The sequence below is a fragment of the Methylobacterium sp. WL64 genome (assembly GCF_008039945.1).
Lineage (GTDB): Bacteria > Pseudomonadota > Alphaproteobacteria > Rhizobiales > Beijerinckiaceae > Methylobacterium.
On the sequence record NZ_VRVA01000033.1, the window covers coordinates 1 to 17,640 of the forward strand.

Annotated in this window: 17 protein-coding genes and 1 pseudogene; 4 read left to right on the forward strand and 14 right to left on the reverse strand. The window is 70.5% G+C overall.

The genetic code is table 11. From position 1 onward, the window contains the following. Positions 1 to 61: 61 nt before the first annotated feature. The 4 genes from FV242_RS15660 to FV242_RS15675 form a co-directional block, all read right to left on the reverse strand. A complete protein-coding gene (locus tag FV242_RS15660; RefSeq protein WP_147939547.1) occupies positions 62 to 2,116 on the reverse strand; it encodes an AI-2E family transporter in 2,055 nt (684 codons plus the stop codon). Between the two features lie 137 nt (positions 2,117 to 2,253). Beyond that, positions 2,254 to 3,717, reverse strand: coding sequence for an MmgE/PrpD family protein (locus tag FV242_RS15665; RefSeq protein ID WP_147939548.1), 1,464 nt, complete (start codon positions 3,715 to 3,717; stop codon positions 2,254 to 2,256). Between the two features lie 310 nt (positions 3,718 to 4,027). Continuing rightward, the gene (locus FV242_RS15670) at positions 4,028 to 5,320 is read right to left on the reverse strand and encodes a nicotinate phosphoribosyltransferase (RefSeq protein ID WP_147939549.1); all 1,293 of its coding nucleotides are present in this window, start codon (positions 5,318 to 5,320) and stop codon (positions 4,028 to 4,030) included. A gap of 127 nt (positions 5,321 to 5,447) precedes the next feature. After that, positions 5,448 to 5,951, reverse strand: coding sequence for a pyridoxamine 5'-phosphate oxidase family protein (locus FV242_RS15675; RefSeq protein WP_147856598.1), 504 nt, complete (start codon positions 5,949 to 5,951; stop codon positions 5,448 to 5,450). Between the two features lie 127 nt (positions 5,952 to 6,078). Here FV242_RS15675 and FV242_RS35510 point away from each other — a divergent pair, with 127 nt between their 5' ends. Next, positions 6,079 to 6,378 (forward strand): hypothetical protein, encoded by a 300-nt coding sequence (locus tag FV242_RS35510; RefSeq protein WP_147939550.1) that lies wholly within the window; start codon positions 6,079 to 6,081, stop codon positions 6,376 to 6,378. Positions 6,379 to 6,394: 16 nt separating this feature from the next. On the opposite strand, the gene FV242_RS15685 is transcribed toward FV242_RS35510, so the two are convergent. Both FV242_RS15685 and FV242_RS15690 read right to left on the reverse strand, forming a co-directional pair. After that, a complete protein-coding gene (locus FV242_RS15685) occupies positions 6,395 to 6,913 on the reverse strand; it encodes a GNAT family N-acetyltransferase (RefSeq protein ID WP_147939551.1) in 519 nt (172 codons plus the stop codon). Next, positions 6,910 to 7,227, reverse strand: a complete 318-nt coding sequence (locus tag FV242_RS15690) for a DUF1778 domain-containing protein (protein WP_147939577.1) — start codon at positions 7,225 to 7,227, stop codon at positions 6,910 to 6,912. Before FV242_RS15690 ends, FV242_RS15685 begins: the two co-directional genes overlap by 4 nt. Positions 7,228 to 7,402: 175 nt before the next feature. On the opposite strand from FV242_RS15690, the gene apbC reads away from it, so the two are divergent. Both apbC and mobA read left to right on the forward strand, forming a co-directional pair. Then, positions 7,403 to 8,551 (forward strand): iron-sulfur cluster carrier protein ApbC, encoded by a 1,149-nt coding sequence (gene apbC, locus FV242_RS15695; protein ID WP_147939578.1) that lies wholly within the window; start codon positions 7,403 to 7,405, stop codon positions 8,549 to 8,551. 10 nt (positions 8,552 to 8,561) lie between these two features. Further along, on the forward strand, positions 8,562 to 9,188 hold the full coding sequence (mobA, locus tag FV242_RS15700) for a molybdenum cofactor guanylyltransferase MobA (RefSeq protein ID WP_281407071.1): 627 nt from the start codon (positions 8,562 to 8,564) through the stop codon (positions 9,186 to 9,188). Positions 9,189 to 9,196: 8 nt separating this feature from the next. On the opposite strand, the gene FV242_RS15705 is transcribed toward mobA, so the two are convergent. The 7 genes from FV242_RS15705 to FV242_RS15735 all read right to left on the reverse strand — a co-directional run bounded on the left by FV242_RS15705 (position 9,197) and on the right by FV242_RS15735 (position 15,615). Continuing rightward, entirely contained in the window at positions 9,197 to 10,084 is an 888-nt protein-coding gene (locus FV242_RS15705; protein ID WP_147939552.1) for an EamA family transporter, read from the reverse strand. 100 nt (positions 10,085 to 10,184) lie between these two features. After that, positions 10,185 to 10,646 (reverse strand): peptidylprolyl isomerase, encoded by a 462-nt coding sequence (locus tag FV242_RS15710; RefSeq protein WP_147855449.1) that lies wholly within the window; start codon positions 10,644 to 10,646, stop codon positions 10,185 to 10,187. A gap of 66 nt (positions 10,647 to 10,712) precedes the next feature. Next, positions 10,713 to 11,210: a hypothetical protein gene (locus tag FV242_RS15715; protein WP_147909650.1), complete on the reverse strand. Its 498-nt coding sequence runs from the start codon at positions 11,208 to 11,210 to the stop codon at positions 10,713 to 10,715. Positions 11,211 to 11,220: 10 nt separating this feature from the next. After that, positions 11,221 to 11,769 carry a peptidylprolyl isomerase gene (locus FV242_RS15720; RefSeq protein WP_147909651.1) on the reverse strand — a complete coding sequence of 183 codons (549 nt, stop codon included), beginning with the start codon at positions 11,767 to 11,769 and terminating at the stop codon, positions 11,221 to 11,223. Between the two features lie 27 nt (positions 11,770 to 11,796). Further along, positions 11,797 to 12,300, reverse strand: a complete 504-nt coding sequence (gene coaD / locus FV242_RS15725) for a pantetheine-phosphate adenylyltransferase (protein WP_147909652.1) — start codon at positions 12,298 to 12,300, stop codon at positions 11,797 to 11,799. Between the two features lie 61 nt (positions 12,301 to 12,361). Further along, entirely contained in the window at positions 12,362 to 15,136 is a 2,775-nt protein-coding gene (gene gyrA / locus FV242_RS15730; protein WP_147939553.1) for a DNA gyrase subunit A, read from the reverse strand. 176 nt (positions 15,137 to 15,312) lie between these two features. After that, positions 15,313 to 15,615, reverse strand: coding sequence for a hypothetical protein (locus tag FV242_RS15735; protein ID WP_147909654.1), 303 nt, complete (start codon positions 15,613 to 15,615; stop codon positions 15,313 to 15,315). 217 nt (positions 15,616 to 15,832) lie between these two features. On the opposite strand from FV242_RS15735, the gene FV242_RS15740 reads away from it, so the two are divergent. After that, positions 15,833 to 16,684: a S49 family peptidase gene (locus FV242_RS15740; RefSeq protein ID WP_147939554.1), complete on the forward strand. Its 852-nt coding sequence runs from the start codon at positions 15,833 to 15,835 to the stop codon at positions 16,682 to 16,684. A 13-nt stretch (positions 16,685 to 16,697) separates the two neighbouring features. Here the strand turns inward: FV242_RS15740 and FV242_RS15745 are convergent. Then, a pseudogene (locus tag FV242_RS15745) lies at positions 16,698 to 17,566 on the reverse strand (NAD(P)-dependent oxidoreductase). Positions 17,567 to 17,640: the final 74 nt, after the last annotated feature.

Here is a 17,640-nt window from a genome sequence, read left to right on the forward strand (position 1 = left end):
CCCTTCGCCCCAAGCCCCTTCGCCCCAAGCTCCTTGGCCGCAAGCTCCTCCGCTTCAAGCCTCACGCCTCCGCGGGTTCCGGCAACCGCGCCTCGGCGCCGGCCGCGGGCGCTGCCGTGCCCGCGATATCCGCCTGCACGGCGGCCAGCACCGCCTCGAGCGCCTCGCGCAAGGACGCGACCTGTCCGGACGCCTCGGTGGAGCCGTCCGGCACGCGCGCCACCCGGTCCGACTGGCCGTTCTGGGCCAGCCACAAGCCGAGCAGGACCGGTACGCCGGGCATCCGCGCCTGCAGCCGCCCGACCAGCCGGCGCAGGTGCGTCGGCTCGCCGTTCAGCGCCAGCGAGACGACGCAGGCCATCCGGGCCGGGCCCGGCTCGAACCGTCCGATCCGCGCCGTGGCGGCGTCCGAGAACGGCACGGTGCGGACGCCGATCCCGCGCTTCTCCAGGATCTGGGCTAGGATCGCGGCCGCCGCGCCGTCGAGGAAGCCGCGTCCGGAGATGCAGAGCACCGCGCCCGCGCGGGTCCAGGCTTCCGGCAGCGCATCCGGGGCCGGGCCGACCGGCATCGGGCTGCAGGCGTGCTCGCCACCCTCCCCCGTGCTTTCGGCGGTGGCGTCGCCGCGCTCGGACAGGTCGGCGATCAGCTCGCCCAGGGCGGTGCGCATCGCGCCCTTCTGCTGGGCGGTCAGCACGCCCCGCGCCGCGTCGCGGGCGGCGAGTTCGAGCGCCTTGAGCACCACCTCGTCGTAGTAGGACGAGAGCGAGCATTGCTGCAGGATCAGCTCGGCATGGCCCAGCACCTCCTCGGAATCGCCGGCCAGGATGCGCTGGTAGAAATTCTGCACGGGCGTGAGCGCCGGCCGGTCGCCGAACAGCACGTCCAGGAATTCGAGATGTTCGACGTGCCGTCCCAGCACCACCAGGCAGACGGTGAGCGGCGTCGACAGCAGCAGGCCCACGGGCCCCCACAGCCAGGTCCAGAACAGGGCCGAGACCAGCACCGCGAGCGGCGAGAGCCCGGTGGACTGGCCGTAGACGATCGGCTCGAACACCTGGCCGGTCAGCGGCTCCAGGATGAGGAACAGGATCGTCACCGCGATCATCATGTTCCAGCCGGGATCGACCGCGGCGGCGAGCGTGATCGGGAGGATCGCCGACAGAAACGCGCCGATGTAGGGCACGAACCGCATCAGCGCCGCGAAGATCGCCCACAGCACCGGGTTCGGCACGCCGATGACGTAGAGGCCGATCCCGATCACGACCCCGAAGGCGGTGTTGAGGGCGAGCTGCACCACGAAGTAGCGGCTGAGGCGCCCGGCCGCGTCGTCGATCGCCCCGGTGGTGCGGTGCAGGTCGCTGGAGCCCGCGAGCCGGATCATGCGGTCGCGCAGGTCCTCGCGCTGCATCAGGACGAACAGCAGCACCACGAAGACGATGCCCACCGTGGCCAGCGGCTGCAGCACCGGCGACAGCAGGGTGCCGAGCGTCTCGAGCGGCCCCGGCTGGGTCGAGGCCACCTCGACCAGGACGGGCTTTTGGCCGGGCCCGGCCTGGTCCAGTGCCGATCCCCGCGCCGGCTCGGAGGCCGGCGGGGCGGGGCGCGCGGGCTCCGGACCGGCCGGCGCCTTCGCGGGCTCCTTGCCCGCCTCCGCCTCCTTGCCGCCGGCATGGAGCGCCCGGCCGATATTGGCGACGTAATCGGTGATATGGCCCACCGGCGAGGCGCGCAGGCCCTCGATCTTGCGCTCGATGGTGGTGCGGTAGCGCGGGATGTCGCCGGCGAGGTCGGCCGCCTGGATGCCGATCAGCGTCGCCAGGGCGGCCACGATGCCGAGCGTCAGAAACACGCTCACGCCCACCGCCACCAGCCGCGGCAGGCGCAGGCGCCGCAGGCGGTTCACCAGCGGCGTCAGCACGAAGGACAGGAGCAGCGCGATCGCGATCGGGATGAAGATCTCGCGGCCGAAATACAGCACCGCCACGATGGTGGCCCCGACCAGGATCGGCGAGGCCATCGCGGACCGCGGGGTCTCGGCCGCGGCGACGCGCGTGGGGCGCGGCGCAACCAGCGCGCGCTCAGGCTGCGCCCCGACCGGGCTTCTCGTTCCCATGCTGCGATCCACACCCCGAACGCGACAGGCGGGCGCCCGCCGGGGTCGCGGGGCCTCGCGGCATGGGAACGGCACGGGGTCCGAAAACGATCCCGCGCGGCTCGCGGATCCGTTACCCAGAGTTGCGCGCGCTCCGGTTACGCCCCCTGGACCCCGGCCCGGGCCACATCGCCCACGTCCTTCAATTCGGGGAGCGACCAGCACATCTGCATCACCCGCTTGGCCTGGGCGTCCGGCAGGATCCCGGCGGCGAGGTCGGTGAACTTCGCCTCCAGCTGCGCGTCCGACATCGGCGTCTCGACGCTGCCGATCGCGTGCTCGATCCGGCGGTGGAAGCTGCGCCCGTCGTTCAGCGTCACGGTCATGTCGACCTGCGCGGCGTCGATGCCCGGGGTGATCACCGGCACCACCTTCTGGCGCAGAGCCACGACGCGCGGGTCGTTCACGGCCCTGTCGCTGAACTGCTTCTCGCCGCCCGCGCCCTCCACGAGGGCGATCGCGGCCGCGTGGTAGATGCTGAACTTGCCCTCCAGGCCGGTCTTCGGCGCGGTCTTGCCGGTCAGCTCGAGCACCAGCGGGTGGACCTTGAGGTCGACCCGGGCGATGTCCTCCGGCCGGACGTGGTCCTGATCGCGGATCTGCACGCCGGCATCGATCGTCGGGTGCATGACGATCCCGCAGGCGAACGGCTTGTAGGTGTTGAGCAGGGCCTCGTAGCGGGTGCCGAGGCCGTCGGTGATCTCGGACCAGTCCTGCTTTGTCGAGATGGTGTTGGCCCAGCCGCGCTTGGCCTCGATCATGCCGTCCGACGACGTGAAGCCCTTCGCGGCCAGGATCGCCGCGAACAGGCCGTTCGAGGCCGCCCGGCCCGGGTTGAAGCTCTTGTTCATCGAGCCGAACGATTCGCGCAGGCCCACCGGCTGCGAGGCGGCGAGCCCCAGCGCGTAGACCATCTGCTGCTCGGTCAGCCCCATCAGCTTGCCGACTGCCGCAGCGGCGCCGAACGGCCCGCAGGTGCCAGTGATGTGCCAGCCGGCATCGTAGTGGTTCGGGTAGACCGCGTTGCCGATCCGGCACTCGGTCTCGATTCCGACCACCAGCGCATCGAGGAAGTCCTTGCCCGAGACCGGCTTCATCTGGGCATAGGCCAGGATCGCCGACGCGACCGGCCCGGCCGGATGGATGATCGTCTTGAGGTGGGTGTCGTCAAAGTCGAAGATGTGGCTCGCCACGCCGCTCAGGAAGGCGGCGTTCATGATGTCGAACCGCTCCGACCGGCCGAACAGCCCGGCCTGCGGCGGCCCCGAGAACGGCTGCAGCGCCGAGATCGCCACGTCCACGGTCTCGTGGTGCGAGCCGCCGATCGCCACGCCGACCCAGTTGAGGAAGCTGCGCACGCCCTCACGGCGGACCGTTTCGGGCAGGGTGTCGTAGGACGAGGCCAGGATCCACTGCGCGAGGATTTTCGTAACGGGCGGCGGCGCCTTGGCGGCCGGCTTCTTCGCGGGGTCGACGGCCTCGGCGGCCTGCACCCCTTGCACGGCCGGCGCCGCCAGGGCGAGGCTTGCGGCGCCGATGAGCGCGCGGCGATTGAAGGTCATGGCGTTCTCCCTTGGGGGCGTCCGCAGACGGCGGCCCTGTTGGTCGACACGATACTGAATAAAGTTCGGGTCCGTCAGGGGGGAACGTTTCGTATCCGCGCGCAGGCCCCGCCTGTCCCTGCGCGCAAGGCGCATGAGCGGACTGTGACCCGGGACCCGGCGCACGACGACGCGCAGCGTCCGTGGGGTTCAGCGACGGTGCCGCGGCACGGCGCTCTGCGTGCTGGGTCCCGGATCACCGTCCCCTGACAGGCCCGGCGTCCGGGAAAGGGTGCGGTTCATCGGCCGGGGTGGCGAAGCCGGGCGTCCCTCACACCAGCACCGGCAGCACGTCCTGCTCGCCGACCCCAAACACCCGGCGGTAGCGGGCGATCTCGTCTTCCGGTCCCTGCGCCTTGGTGGGGTTGTCGGACAGCTTGACGGTGGGGCGGCCGTTCGCCTCCACGACCTTGCAGACCACCGAGACCGGATCGAGTTTGCCGTCCGGCAGGAGGCCGCGGAAATCGTTGGTGAGCAGGGTGCCCCAGCCGTAGCCGATGCGCATGCGCCCGTGGAAATGGGCGTGGATGCGCTCGATCTCGTCGATGTCGAGGCCGTCGGAGAAGATCGCGAGTTTGTCCGCGGGATCGTAGCCGCGCTCTCGCCAGAACCGGATCACCTCCTCGCCGCCCGCGATCGGGTCCTTCGAATCGATGCGGATCCCGGTCCAGTCGCTCACCCAGTCCGGGGCGTTCGCCAGGAAGCCGGTGGTGCCGTAGGTGTCGGGCAGGATGACCCGCAGGTTGCCGTCGTAATCCTCCTGCCAGTCGGCCAGCACCGCGTAGGGCGCGGCGGCCAGCGCCGCGTCGTCCTCGGCGAGCGCCGCGTAGACCATCGGCAATTCATGGGCGTTGGTGCCCACGGGCTCGACCTCCTGCCGCGCCGCGATCAGGCAGTTCGAGGTGCCCAGGAATGCGGGGCCAAGTCCCTCGGCCATCGCCTGAACGCACCAATCCTGCCACAGGAAGCCGTGGCGCCGCCGCGTGCCGAAATCCGCCACCGACAGGTCCGGCAACCGCTGCAGCCGCTGGATCTTCTCCCAGACCCGGGTCATGGCGCGCGCGTAGAGCACCTGCAGGTCGAGCTTGCCGAGGCCACGCAGCACCGCGCGCGCACGGAGTTCGTTGAGGATCGCGAGCGCCGGGACCTCCCACATCGTGGTCTCGATCCAGGGACCGTGGAAGGTCAACTCGTACTGGCCGTCATGGACCGCGAGCTCGTAGTCCGGCAACTGGAAGCCCTCGAACCACGCGACGAATTCGGGGCCCAGGATCCGCCCCTGGCCGCGGAACACGTTGCCGCGCAGCCAGGTCACTTCGCCCTTGCTGAGCCGCAGGCTGCGGGCGTGGTCGAGCTGCTCGCGCAGCAGCCCGGCATCGACCTCGTCGGCGATGCGGATGCGCTTGGTACGGTTGGTGATCCCGAAGGTGGTGTCGATCTGCGGATGCCGGCGCAGGATCGTCTGCGCCATCAGCAGCTTGTAGAAATCGGTGTCGAGCAAGGACCGCACGATCGGGTCGATGCGGAAGCTGTGATCGTAGACCCGCTTCGCCAGATCAATCATGCCGTTCGGACTCTTTCACGCGCGCCACCGGCGCAGAGCGCATGCCGCAAGCCGTGACGTCAAGAAGAAGGGCGGCCCGCCGATCTGGCGCGCCGCCCCGTCATCCGCATCGCCAAGTCACACGAGATCAGGCGAGGTCGACCTTCTTGGTCTCGGTCTTGGGGCTTTCGCCGGTGAGCGAGGCCTTCACGTAGCCGTAGAGATGCAGCATCGTGCTGTTAGGGCTGTCCCAGTACTCGCCCTTCTCCGGGTGGACGCGGATCAGCGCGACCTCGGGATCGTTCTTGCCGTTGGGGAACCAGGTCTTCAGGCTCTCATTCCACTTCTCGTCGATCTTGGCCTGATCGCGCACGATCTCGGCCTTGCCGGCGACCGACACGTAGGTCTGGCTCGACGGGTCGGAGTAGGCCAGGTTGATCTGGTTGTCCTTGCTGATCTCGGCCGTCTTGGGCGAGTGCAGCTTGGTGAAAAACCACAGGTCGCCGTTCTCGTCGGCGTCGTTGTTCCACATCGGGCGGCTGTTGAGCGTTCCGTCGGCATCGACGGTGGTCATCATGGCGATCTTCACGTCCTTGACCAGCTCGAACAGCTTCTTCGCGCCCTCGTGGTCGCGGTGGTTGCCCTGATGCATGAAACCGATCTCCTTAACTGTCGCCGACGTGGCGTTCGAGTCGCGCGGGCAGCCCCCTCCAGGAAGGCCCCGCCCGCAAGTCGCCTCGACAACGGGCGAAGGCCCGCTTGGTTCAGGTGGTTTCGGGATGGTAGCGAACGGGCGGTGGACGGCTCGCCTGGGCCTGGCGGCGCTCATCGGATCGATCTGGCTGGCGGCCGCGCCGGCCTGCGCCGAGGTGCGGTTCGGGCCAGGTGTCCGGATCGGCGGCCACGATTTTTCGGGGCGCCGTGCCGGCAGCGTCCATATCGAACGGGTGAAGCGCCTGCGCGGGCCGCTCGGATGCCGTCGTGTCCGCCACGGATTCTACCGACGCGGCGACGGCAGCGCGATGCGAGGGCCGATGGAGGAATGCAATCTCATTGCGCTTCCACCAGGGCGGCGGTGAGGCCGACGGGCACGCCTCACGAATCGCCAAACAGCGTCTCGATCTCGGCCATCGGCTTGAAGAGACGGCGGGGCTGATCCGGCAGCCGGAGGAAGTCATGGCGTTCGTAGAACGAGACCGCTGCTTCATCCTTCGCGTCGACCACCACCGCCAGGGATGCGATCTCGCTCCTGAGGCAGCGCAGCAGCGCATCCAGAAGGAGAAGCGTGCCGAACCCCTTGCCGCGCCGTGTCGCGTCGACCGCCAGCCGGCCGAGCAACGTCGCCGGCAGGACGGGGTAGCGCGGCAGTTTCCTGACGAATTCCGCCGGCAATTCGGTGGCCCGGATCGCGGTGTTGGCGAGCGTATAAAAGCCCAGGATGGTGGGTTCCGGAGGCTCCAGCAGGACATACGGGGCCGCCACCCGGCGGCGCGCATCCTGACCGGCCTGCGAGCGGAGATAGCGATCGAGGGCATCGACGCCGCACGCGAAGCGGGATCGCTCGTGCCGACCGGCATCGAACAGCTCGATGATCGGTCTTGCGCCGACGGTCACGTCTTGGAGCCACCGATCAGCGTTCGGTAAGTGGCGACGCGATCCAGCATCCGCGCACTGGGTTCGCGCGGCGCGAGGAGCGCCTCCACGAAGGCGCGGGAATCCCGAACGCTGAGCTGGATTACCTCATGCTCCGCGATGGCGCGTTTGGCGGCATCCTGGACGCTCGCGAGGACGAAGTCGGTGATGCTGCGTCCTTCGAGCGCTGCGGCATGCGCGACGAGGGCCTTCTGCTCCGCCGTCACGCGGGCCTCCAACCGATCGGCCCGTCGTCGGTTCTTCGAACTGCCTTCCGCCCGTCGAGCGTCGCGCATCGCCACCTCCGTACCAACCTGGAATGTACGGCCGGTGGCCGGCAATTTCGAGAGAAAACTGCTACGCGTCGCAGACAGTGGAGGGGCTCGATAGCCAGGGCGGGGTCTGGCGTTCTCGCCGGGCTTGGTTACATGCAGCGGGAACGAGACCTGCTTTCCCCCGGTGGAGGACGATTTGGCGATCACCCGCGACGACGTGCTGCGCGCGCTCCAATCCGTCACCGTCGATGCCGCCGGCACCACCCTGCCCGGCTCCGGCCGGCTCTCCCAGGTCGTGGTCGATCCCAATAACCGCGTGATGTTCTCGATCCTGGTCGATCCGAGCGAGGCCGAACGGTTCGAGCCGGTGCGGCGACAGGCGGAGGGGCGCATCCTGCAGATGCCGGGCGTCTCGGGGGTGTTCGCGAGCCTGACCTCGGAGCGCGGTCCGGGCATGCCCGCACAGAGCGACGCCGCGCCCCGCCCGGTGACGCCGCCGCCGGTCGCGCCGCCGCGGCCCGGCGCGCCCCCGAACCAGGGTCCGCAAATCGCGGGCGTGCGCCACATCGTGGCGGTGGCCTCCGGCAAGGGCGGCGTCGGCAAGTCCACCACCGCCTGCAACCTCGCGCTGGCCCTGCAGGCCCAGGGATTGAAGGTCGGCCTGCTCGATGCCGACATCTACGGGCCGTCCGTGCCGAAGCTGTTCGGCCTGTCGGGCAAGCCGACCGTCGTCGACAACAAGTCCATGGAGCCGATGGTCGGCTACGGGCTGAAGGTCATGTCGATCGGCTTCCTGATCGAGCCCGAGACGGCGATGATCTGGCGCGGGCCGATGGTGCAGTCGGCCATCACCCAGATGCTGCGCGACGTGCTGTGGGGCGAACTCGACGTGCTCATCGTCGACATGCCCCCCGGCACCGGCGACGCCCAGCTGACCATGGCCCAGGCGACTCCGCTCTCGGGCGCCGTGATCGTCTCGACGCCCCAGGACTTGGCGCTGATCGACGCCCGGCGGGGCGTGACCATGTTCAAGAAGGTCGCGGTCCCGATCCTCGGGGTGATCGAGAACATGGCGACCTTCGTCTGCCCGAATTGCGGCCACGCCTCACACATCTTCGGGCATGGCGGCGCCCGCATCGAGGCGCAGCGCCTCGGCGTGCCGTTCCTCGGCGAGGTGCCGCTCGACATGACGATTCGCGAGACCTCGGATTCCGGCCGGCCCGTGGTGGCGACCGATCCGGACGGCCCCCACGCCAAGGTCTACCGCGACATCGCCGCGTCCCTGTGGGCGAACCTCTCGGGTGCCCCGGCCGGGCGCACCGCGCCGAGGATCGTCATCGAGTGAGCGTCTCCCGGTGGATCGCCCGCACGTCCTGGGCCTGATCCTCGCCGGCGGCCTCGGCCGCCGGATGGGCGGGGTCGACAAGCCGCTGATGCGGCTGGTTGGCCGGACGCTTCTCGACCGCGTCGTGGAGAGGCTCGCCCCGCAATGCGGCGCGGGTCTGGCCTTGAGCGCCAACGGCGACCCGGATCGGTTCGCCGGGTTTCCGGGGCCGATCCTGCCCGATCCCGTGCCGGGGCGCCCGGGTCCCTTGGCCGGCCTGCTGGCGGGTCTGGACTTCGCCGCCGTGCGGCACCCGGACGTCACCCATGTGCTGAGTGCCCCCGGGGACGCCCCGTTCCTGCCGGACGATCTCGCCATGCGGCTCGAACCGGCCCTGCGGGACGCGCCGATCGCCCTCGCCGCCTCGGGCGCGCGCGCGCATTACACGGTGGCGCTCTGGCCGGTCGGGCTGCGGGCGGATCTGCGCCGCGCCCTGGTGGAGCGGGACGAGCGGCGGGTCGGGGCGTTCATCGCGCGCCACGGCGCGGCGACCGTCTCCTGGCCGACGGAGCCCCTGGATCCGTTCTGCAATCTCAACGCGCCCGACGACATGGCGGCTGCCGAGGCCGCGATCCTGGCCGGCCTCGGGCGCGGCTGAGCCCGGCCTCAGGCCCGGCGCGCTTGCCAGCGTGGATAGAGGATGCCGAGGGCGAGGCCCCCGAGGACGAGACCGGCCGCGCCGAGCTTCCAGCCCGGCAGCGTCTCACCGAGCCAGACGGCGGATCCGGCCATCCCGAAGACCGGTACCAGCAGCGCGATCGGGACGATGCGCGCGGCGGGGTGGCGGGAGAGCAGCCATCCCCAGACGGCGTAGCCGAACAGGGTATTGCCCACGGTTTGCCAGATCACCGCCCCCCAGGTCGCCGCATCGGCATTCTGGAGGCCGGCGCGGATCGCATCCCAGCCTTCGAGCAGGAAGGACAGCGCGAAGAGCGGCGGCGCGGAGAACAGGCTGGCCCAGACCACGTAGGGCAGCATCGCGCGGACGCCGCTGCGCTTCGCCGCGACGTTGCCGCCGGCCCAGCTCGCCGCCGCGAGGACGATGAGGCCGAGGCCAAAGGGCGTCGTGGCCCCGTCGGCATGCAGCGCGATCACGCCGATGCCGGCCGCCGCCAGTGCCAGGGCGGCCCATTGGTAGCCAAGGACCCGCTCGCCGGTGAGCCGGATCGACAATCCGATCGTGAAGAACACTTGGACCTGGATCACCAGCGACGCGAGGCCGGGGGTGATGTGGCCGCGCATGGCGATGAACAAGAGCCCGAACTGCCCGGCCCCGATCAGCAGCCCGTAGGCGGCGAGATTGCGCCAGGCGACGTTGGGCCGGGGCATGAGGAACACGCCGGGGCACGCCGCCAGCGTGAAGCGCAGCGCCGCGAACAGCAGCGGCGGCAGGTGGTCGAGCCCGATCCGGATCACCACGAAGTTGGTACCCCAGACGGCGACCACCGCGACGGCGAGGCAGAGGTCCCGAAGCGGAAGCGTGGCGGTTTGCATGGCGCGGCAACCTCACAGGCCGCGCGCGTCCTGCCAAGGGACAATCGTCCCATCGGTACGCGGACGTGTCCGCCCGGGCGGGCGGACACGTCCGGTCGTTTCAGGCCGCTTCGCCGACCGTCGCCTTCACGATCTTGTCCGGGGAGCGCGGCGGCTCGCCCTTGTTGATCGTGTCGACCACGTCCATGCCGTCCACGACCTTGCCCCACACCGTGTACTGCTTGTCGAGGAAGCGCGCGTCGTCGAAGCAGATGAAGAACTGCGAGTTCGCCGAGTGCGGGAAGTTGGTGCGGGCCATCGAGCAGGTGCCGCGTACGTGCGGCTCGGCGTTGAACTCGGCCTTCAGGTCCGGCAGCTCGGAGCCGCCCGAGCCGGTGCCGGTCGGATCGCCGGTCTGGGCCATGAAGCCGTCGATGACCCGGTGGAACGGCACGCCGTCGTAGAAGCCCTGGGCGGCCAGCGTCTTGATCCGCTCGACATGGCCCGGGGCGAGGTCGGGGCGCAGCCCGATCACGACGCGGCCCTTGGTGGTCTCGAGGATGAGGTTTTCGGTGTCGGCCATGGTAGGTCCTTCCTGTTGGTGAGAATGTAGCGGCGCCCACCCGATCCGGCGAGCGCGGCGAAACGGTCAGGCCGGCGGGCGGTAGACGAACCGCAGGGCTACGGGCCGCCCCGCGATCGCCCGGCCGAGGCCCGGGGTGATCCGCGCCGGCATGCACCCGGTGAGCGCGTCCAGGGTCGCCCGCACCAGGCTGCGGCGCCGGCCGGTCTGGAAACCCGCAGCGTAGGTGATGCGCGGGCGGCCGATCAGGCTGCCGTCGCGCCGGAGCGACAGCCGCGCGGTGATCTCGATATCGGCTGCCCCGCCGTCGGGCCGCCCCAGCCCTGCCGGCGGCTGCCAGCAGGCCGCCAGCACCGGGTAGAGTTCGGCCAGGGTATCGGCCGCCCGGGCCGGCCGATGCGCGAGCGGTACCGCGACGGTGCCGCGCAGGGTCTGCGGCAGGCTCAGCGGATAACCGCCGCCGGGCGCGTACGCGTAGCCGCCATAGGCTGAGACGCCATCATAGGCGCGCGCCGTCGCCGGGGCGAGGGCGAGCGCGCCGAGGAGGGCCAGCCGGTGCCACATCGGCGAGGGGCTACTTGGCCTTCTCGGCCAAGGTCATGCGGACGATCTTGTCCGGATCCTGCACGGCGCCGCCCGGGGCGCCGGGGGCGGCCTTCTTGATCCTGTCGAGCACGTCGAGCCCGTCCGTGACGTTGCCCACGACGGTGTACTGCTTGTTCAGGAACGGCGCGTCGCCGAGGCAGATGAAGAACTGCGAGTTGGCCGAGTTCGGATCCGAAGAGCGGGCCATGCCCACCGTGCCGCGGCGGAACTCGGCCGTCTGCGAAAACTCGCCCGGGATGTTCGGCAGGCTGGAGCCGCCGGTGCCGTTGCCCTTCGGGTCGCCGGTCTGGGCCATGAAGCCGTCGATCACCCGGTGGAACTTCAGGCCGTCGTAGAAGCCCTGGCCGACCAGCGTCTTGATCTGCTTCACGTGCTTCGGGGCGAGGTCCGGCCGCAACGCGATGGTGATGCGCCCATCCTTGGTGTCGAGAAAGACCGTGTTGGCGTCGGCGGCCCGGGCGGCCGGGACGGAGCCGAGCGTCAGGGCGAGCGCGAGGAGGGCGTGGCGGCGATTCATCGGATTCCTTCCAGAAAGGTCAGAGGATCAGGCTGTGGTGGCGAAACGCTGCCGGAGGCGGTCGGCGACGGCCGCCGGCACGAAGGGCGAGACATCCCCACCCATGCCGGCGATCTGGCGCACCAGCGTCGCGGTGATCGGGCGCGCCTGCGTCGAGGCGGGCAGGAACACGGTCTGCACCTCTGGCGCCATGGCGCCGTTCATGCCCGCGAGCTGCATCTCGTAGTCGAGATCCGTGCCATCGCGCAGGCCGCGTATGAAGATCGACGCCCCGCAACGCCGGGCCGCCGACACCGCGAGGTCGGCGAACGTCGCGATCTCCAGCGTCGCGCCCTCGGCCTGGGCCACCGGCCCGCAGGTCTCGGCGAGCAGGGCGGCGCGCTCCTCCGCGGAGAACAGCGGCGCCTTGCCGGGATGGACGCCGATGGCGATCACGAGGCGGTCCACCAGCCGGCAGGCTTGGCGGACCACGTCGAGATGGCCGTTCGTGACCGGATCGAACGAGCCGGCATAGAGGGCGGTGCGCGTCATCGCGGCCCGACCTAGAGCATTTTTGCGCGCGACGGAACCTCGGGCTGTGCGGGCCGAAGCCTCACACCTCTTCGGTGCCGTCCTCGGTGCCGTCCTCCGGACCAGCCTCGATGCCGCTCTCCAGGCCGGCCTCGGCGCTGCCCTCGTCCTCTCCCACGATGTGCTCGACCGACACGACCTTCTCGTCCTTGGCGGTGTTGAACACGGTGACGCCCTGCGAGGCGCGGCCGACGATGCGGATGTCGTCCACCGGCACCCGGATGAGCTGTCCGCGGTCGGTGACCAGCATGATCTGGTCCGTCGCCTCCACCGGGAAGGAGCCCACGAGGCTGCCGTTGCGGTCGTTGACCCGCATGGCCGTGATGCCCTTACCGCCGCGGCCCGAGGTCCGGTACTCGAACGACGAGGACCGCTTGCCGTAGCCCCGTTCGGACAGGGTGAGCACGTATTGCTCTGCCCCGCCCATCTCGGCGTAGCGCTCCTGCGAGATCGCGGCGGCCTCCGCGCCGTCCTCGGCCTCGACCTCGGCGCCCTCCTCCACCTCGCCAGTGACGGCGCGGCGCATCTTCAGGTAGCCGGTCCGCTCCTCGGCGCTGGCGTCGAAGGCGTTCAGGATCGTCATCGAGATGACCCGGTCGTCCTTGGCCAGCAGGATGCCGCGCACGCCGGTCGAGTCGCGGCCCTTAAAGACGCGCACGTCCTCGACGGGGAAGCGGATGCACTGCCCCATCGCGGTCGTCAGCAGCACGTTCTGGTCCGGCCGGCAGATCTCGACATGGACGATGTGATCGCCCGGATCGAGCTTCATGGCGATCTTGCCGTTGCGGTTCACCTGGACGAAGTCCGACAGCTTGTTGCGCCGGACGTTGCCGCTCGCGGTGGCGAACATCACGTCGAGGGTTTCCCAGGACGCCTCGTCCTCGGGCAGCGGCATGATCGTGGTGATGCGCTCGGAGGTGTCCTGCAGCTGCAGGATGTTCACCAGCGCCTTGCCGCGGGCGTTCGGAGCGGCCATCGGCAGGCGCCAGACCTTCTCCTTGTAGGCCTGGCCCTGGCTGGAGAAGAACAGCACCGGCGTGTGGGTGTTGGCCACGAACAGGCGGGTGACGAAATCCTCGTCGCGGGTCGCCATGCCCGAGCGGCCCTTTCCGCCCCGGCGCTGGGCCCGGTAGGTCGAGAGCGGCACGCGCTTGACGTAGCCGGCATGGGACACGGTCACGACCATGTCCTCGCGGGCGATCAGGTCCTCGTCCTCGACGCTCGAATCGAAGTCGACGATCTCGGTCCGGCGCGGGGTGGCGAATTGCTGCCGGACCTCGATCAGCTCGTCCGTCACGATCGCCTGGATGCGGGCGCGTGAGCGCAGGATGTCCAGGTAGTCGGCGATCTCGTCGGCGAGCGACTTCAGCTCGTCCCCGACCTCGTCGCGGCCAAGCGCCGTGAGGCGCTGCAGGCGCAGGTCGAGGATGGCGCGGGCCTGGGTCTCGGACAGGCGATAGGTGCCGTCCTCGGCGACCCGGTGGCGCGGGTCGTCCACGAGCGCGATCAGCGGCGCGATGTCGTGGGCCGGCCAGTCGCGGGCCATCAGGGCCTCGCGGGCGGTGTTCGGGTCCGGCGAGGTGCGGATCAGGCGGATGACCTCGTCGATGTTGGCGACCGCGATGGCCAAGCCGCACAACACGTGGGCGCGCTCGCGGGCCTTGCCGAGCAGGAACTTGGTGCGCCGGGAGACGACCTCCTCGCGGAAGTCGACGAAGGCCTGGAGCAGGTCCTTCAGGTTCATCAGCTCCGGCCGGCCGCCGTTGAGGGCGACCATGTTGCAGCCGAAGGAAGATTGCAGCGGCGTGAACCGGTAGAGCTGGTTCAGCACCACCTCGGCCATGGCGTCGCGCTTGATCTCGACCACGATGCGCATGCCGCTGCGGTCGGATTCGTCGCGCAGGTCCGAGATGCCCTCGACCCGCTTCTCCTTCACCAGCTCGGCGATCTTCTCGACCAGCGTCGCCTTGTTCACCTGATACGGGATCTCGGTGAAGATCAGCGCCTCGCGCTCCTTGCGCAGTTCCTCGACATGCGACTTGGCGCGCATGATCACCGAGCCGCGGCCGGTGGCGTAGGCCTGCCGGGTGCCGGCGCGGCCGAGGATCATCCCGCCCGTCGGGAAGTCCGGCCCGGGAACGATCTCGGTCAGCTGCTCGATGGTCAGCCCGGGATCGCCGATCAGCGCCACGCAGGCGTCGATCAGCTCACCCAGATTGTGCGGCGGGATGTTGGTCGCCATGCCGACCGCGATGCCGCCGGCGCCGTTGGCCAGGAGGTTCGGGAACCGGGCCGGGAGGACCTTGGGCTCCTCGCGCGATTCGTCGTAGTTCGGCTGGAAGTCGACGGTGTTCTTGTCGATGTCGGAGAGCAGCGCGGTCGCGGGCTTGGCCAGGCGCGATTCGGTGTAGCGCATGGCCGCCGGCGGATCGCCGTCGACCGAGCCGAAATTGCCCTGCCCGTCGATGAGCATCAGGCGCATGGAGAAATCCTGCGCCATCCGCACCAAGGCGTCGTAGATCGATTGGTCGCCGTGCGGGTGGTACAGACCGATCACGTCGCCCACGATGCGGGCCGACTTGACGTATTTCCGCTCCGGCAGGTGCCCGGATTCGAAGGCGGAATAGAGGATGCGCCGGTGTACCGGCTTCAGGCCGTCGCGCGCGTCGGGAAGCGCGCGACTCACGATCACGCTCATGGCGTAATCGAGGTACGAGCGGCGCATCTCGTCGGTGATGGAGACGGGGCGAATGTCGCTGGCGGGCGGGGGAGCGCCAGTCGGATCGGTCTCGGCCAAGGAAGTATCCGTTATCGGGCCCGGAGGGGCGGTGCTGGCGACCGTCCGGATGGCGCGCGGGGCGCCCGGACGGCCTTGCGGAACAGCAGTAATATCAGGTGGTTAAATAAGCTTTTCCGGGCCCGGACACAAGGCCGCGCCCCGGCCCGATCCGGCCGGGGCGCGCGCTGCACGCGTCAGTAGAACGTCGGGTGCCGCGGGCCGAAATGCCGGCGGTACGCGACGGGGCGCCGGTGCCAGTGATGGCGGTGCCAATGGTGGCGGCGGTGCCAGTGATGGCGCCGGTGGTGCCAGTGCCGCCGCCAGTGATGGCGCCGGTGCCAGTGGCGCCGGTAATGCCACCGGGCGAGCTGCACCGTCGGGGCGGGGGCTGCCGCCTCGGCGGTCGCCGGGACCGGCAGGGGCGCCGCGCGCGCCGGGGCGTCGGCGAAGCCCCCGATCAGCGCAGCGAGCAGGACCAGGATAGGCCAGGGTCGCATCGTCTCTCTCCCGTTTGAGGACCCGGAGCGTCCAGCCGATCCGGGCCGGCGCGATCCGTGCGCCGTCGGCAGGAACCGCCAAGGTGGGCAAACGGTTCGATCCGGTCTGACTGCGCAGACGGTTGGGCCCTGCTGTCCCGGTTCCCTTGCGCCGGCCGCCGGAACGCCCACCTCGGGCGGAAGCACCTCCGCGTCCCGCCTTTCCCGAAGAGCCTCCATGCCGTTCGCTCTCCCTGACGCCCTCCGGGCTTTCCTGCCGCGCCGCTTCCGCGACCGCCGCCCGCGGGTCGCCGTGGTCCGGCTGTCCGGCACGATCGGGGCGGTCTCGCCGATCCGCCCGGGGCTCTCGATCGGCGGCGTCGCCGGCAGCCTGGAGCGGGCCTTCACGATGCCGGGGATCAAGGCGGTGGCGATCGTGATCAACTCGCCGGGCGGCGCCCCGGCGCAGTCGCACCTGATCCACCGCCGCATCCGGGCCCTGGCCGACGAGAAGAAGCTCTTGGTCGTGGCCTTCGTCGAGGATGTGGCGGCGTCGGGCGGCTACATGATCGCCTGCGCGGCCGACGAGATCGTCGCCGACCCGACCTCGATCGTCGGATCGATCGGGGTGGTCTCGGCCGGCTTCGGCTTCCAGGGTCTCCTGGAGAAGATCGGCATCGAGCGTCGGGTGCACACCCAGGGCGAAGCCAAGTCGATGCTCGACCCGTTCCGCCCGGAGGACCCCGCCGATGTCGCGCGTCTGAAGCGTCTCCAGGCCGACATCCAGGACCTGTTCACCGGCCTCGTCACGAGCCGGCGCCCGAACCTGTCGACGTCGGAAAACCTGTTCACCGGCGCGGTCTGGACCGGGCGTCAGGCGGTCGGCCTCGGGCTGGTCGACGCGCTGGGCGATATCCGCTCGACCATGCGGGCGCGCTTCGGCGACACGGTCGACCTGCGGCTCGTGGCCGAGGCCCGGGGCGGGTTCCTGTCCCGCCTGCTGCGCCGGGGCGGGGCCCCGGGCGGCATCGCCGAGGAGGCGGTGGCCGCGTTGGAGGAACGCGCGGCCTTCGCCCGCTTCGGGCTCTGACGCCGGGGGCGCCTCAGCCCCGTCCGGCGCGCCGGGCCGAGACCCGCGCCAGGGCGGCCAGGTCCTTCTCGCCGTCGCCGTAGCTGATCGCCTCGATCAACCCGTCGCGCAGGACGCTGGCGAACGGCATCGGCACGCCCGCGCCCTCCGCCGCCTGGAGCGCCAGCCGCACGTCCTTGGCGCCGAGCCTCAATCCGAAGCCCGGCGGCTCGTAGCGGTTCTGGGCGATCGAGGCGCCGTAGCCCTTGTAGACCGGCGAAGCGAACAGCGTATTGGTCATCAGGTCGAGGAAGTCGGCGCCCGCGACCCCGTGGCCTTCGGTCAGCGCGCAGGCCTCGCCCATGGCCTCGATCGCCGAGATCAGCATGAAGTTGCCCGCGAGCTTGACCGCGTTGGCCCGTGACGGTTCGTCGCCGAAGGGCCAGGTCTTGGCGCCCATGGCGTCGAGCAGCGGCGCGGCGCGCTCGAGCGGGTCGCCGCGCCGGCCGCCACGATGTTGAGCTTGGCGGCCTCGGCCACGTCCGGCCGCCCGAAGACCGGTGCGGAGACGTAAGGAACGCCCGCCCGCTCGTGGATTGCGGCGAGCTGCCGGGCGAGCGCCACCGAGATCGTGCTCATGCCGATATGCACGCCGGGGCGCTCCGGCTGGTCGAGCAGGCCGCCGGCCACGATCACCGACTCGAGGGCCGCGTCGTCGGCCAGCATGGTGACGACGGCATCCCCGGCGAACGCCTCGGCGGCGCTCGCCACCGGGGTCACGCCCTCGATGCCGCGGGCGCCCTCGGGCGAGCGGTTCCAGGCCCGGACCCGGTGGCCCGCCCGCGCGAGGTTGGCGGCCATGCCGCGGCCCATCCGCCCCAATCCGATGAATCCGACGTCCATGCCGCGCTCCTCGTTGCCGCCGTGCCGACCCGGGCCGGGCCCCGACGGCGCAGGCGGGGATTTGTCCCGATCGC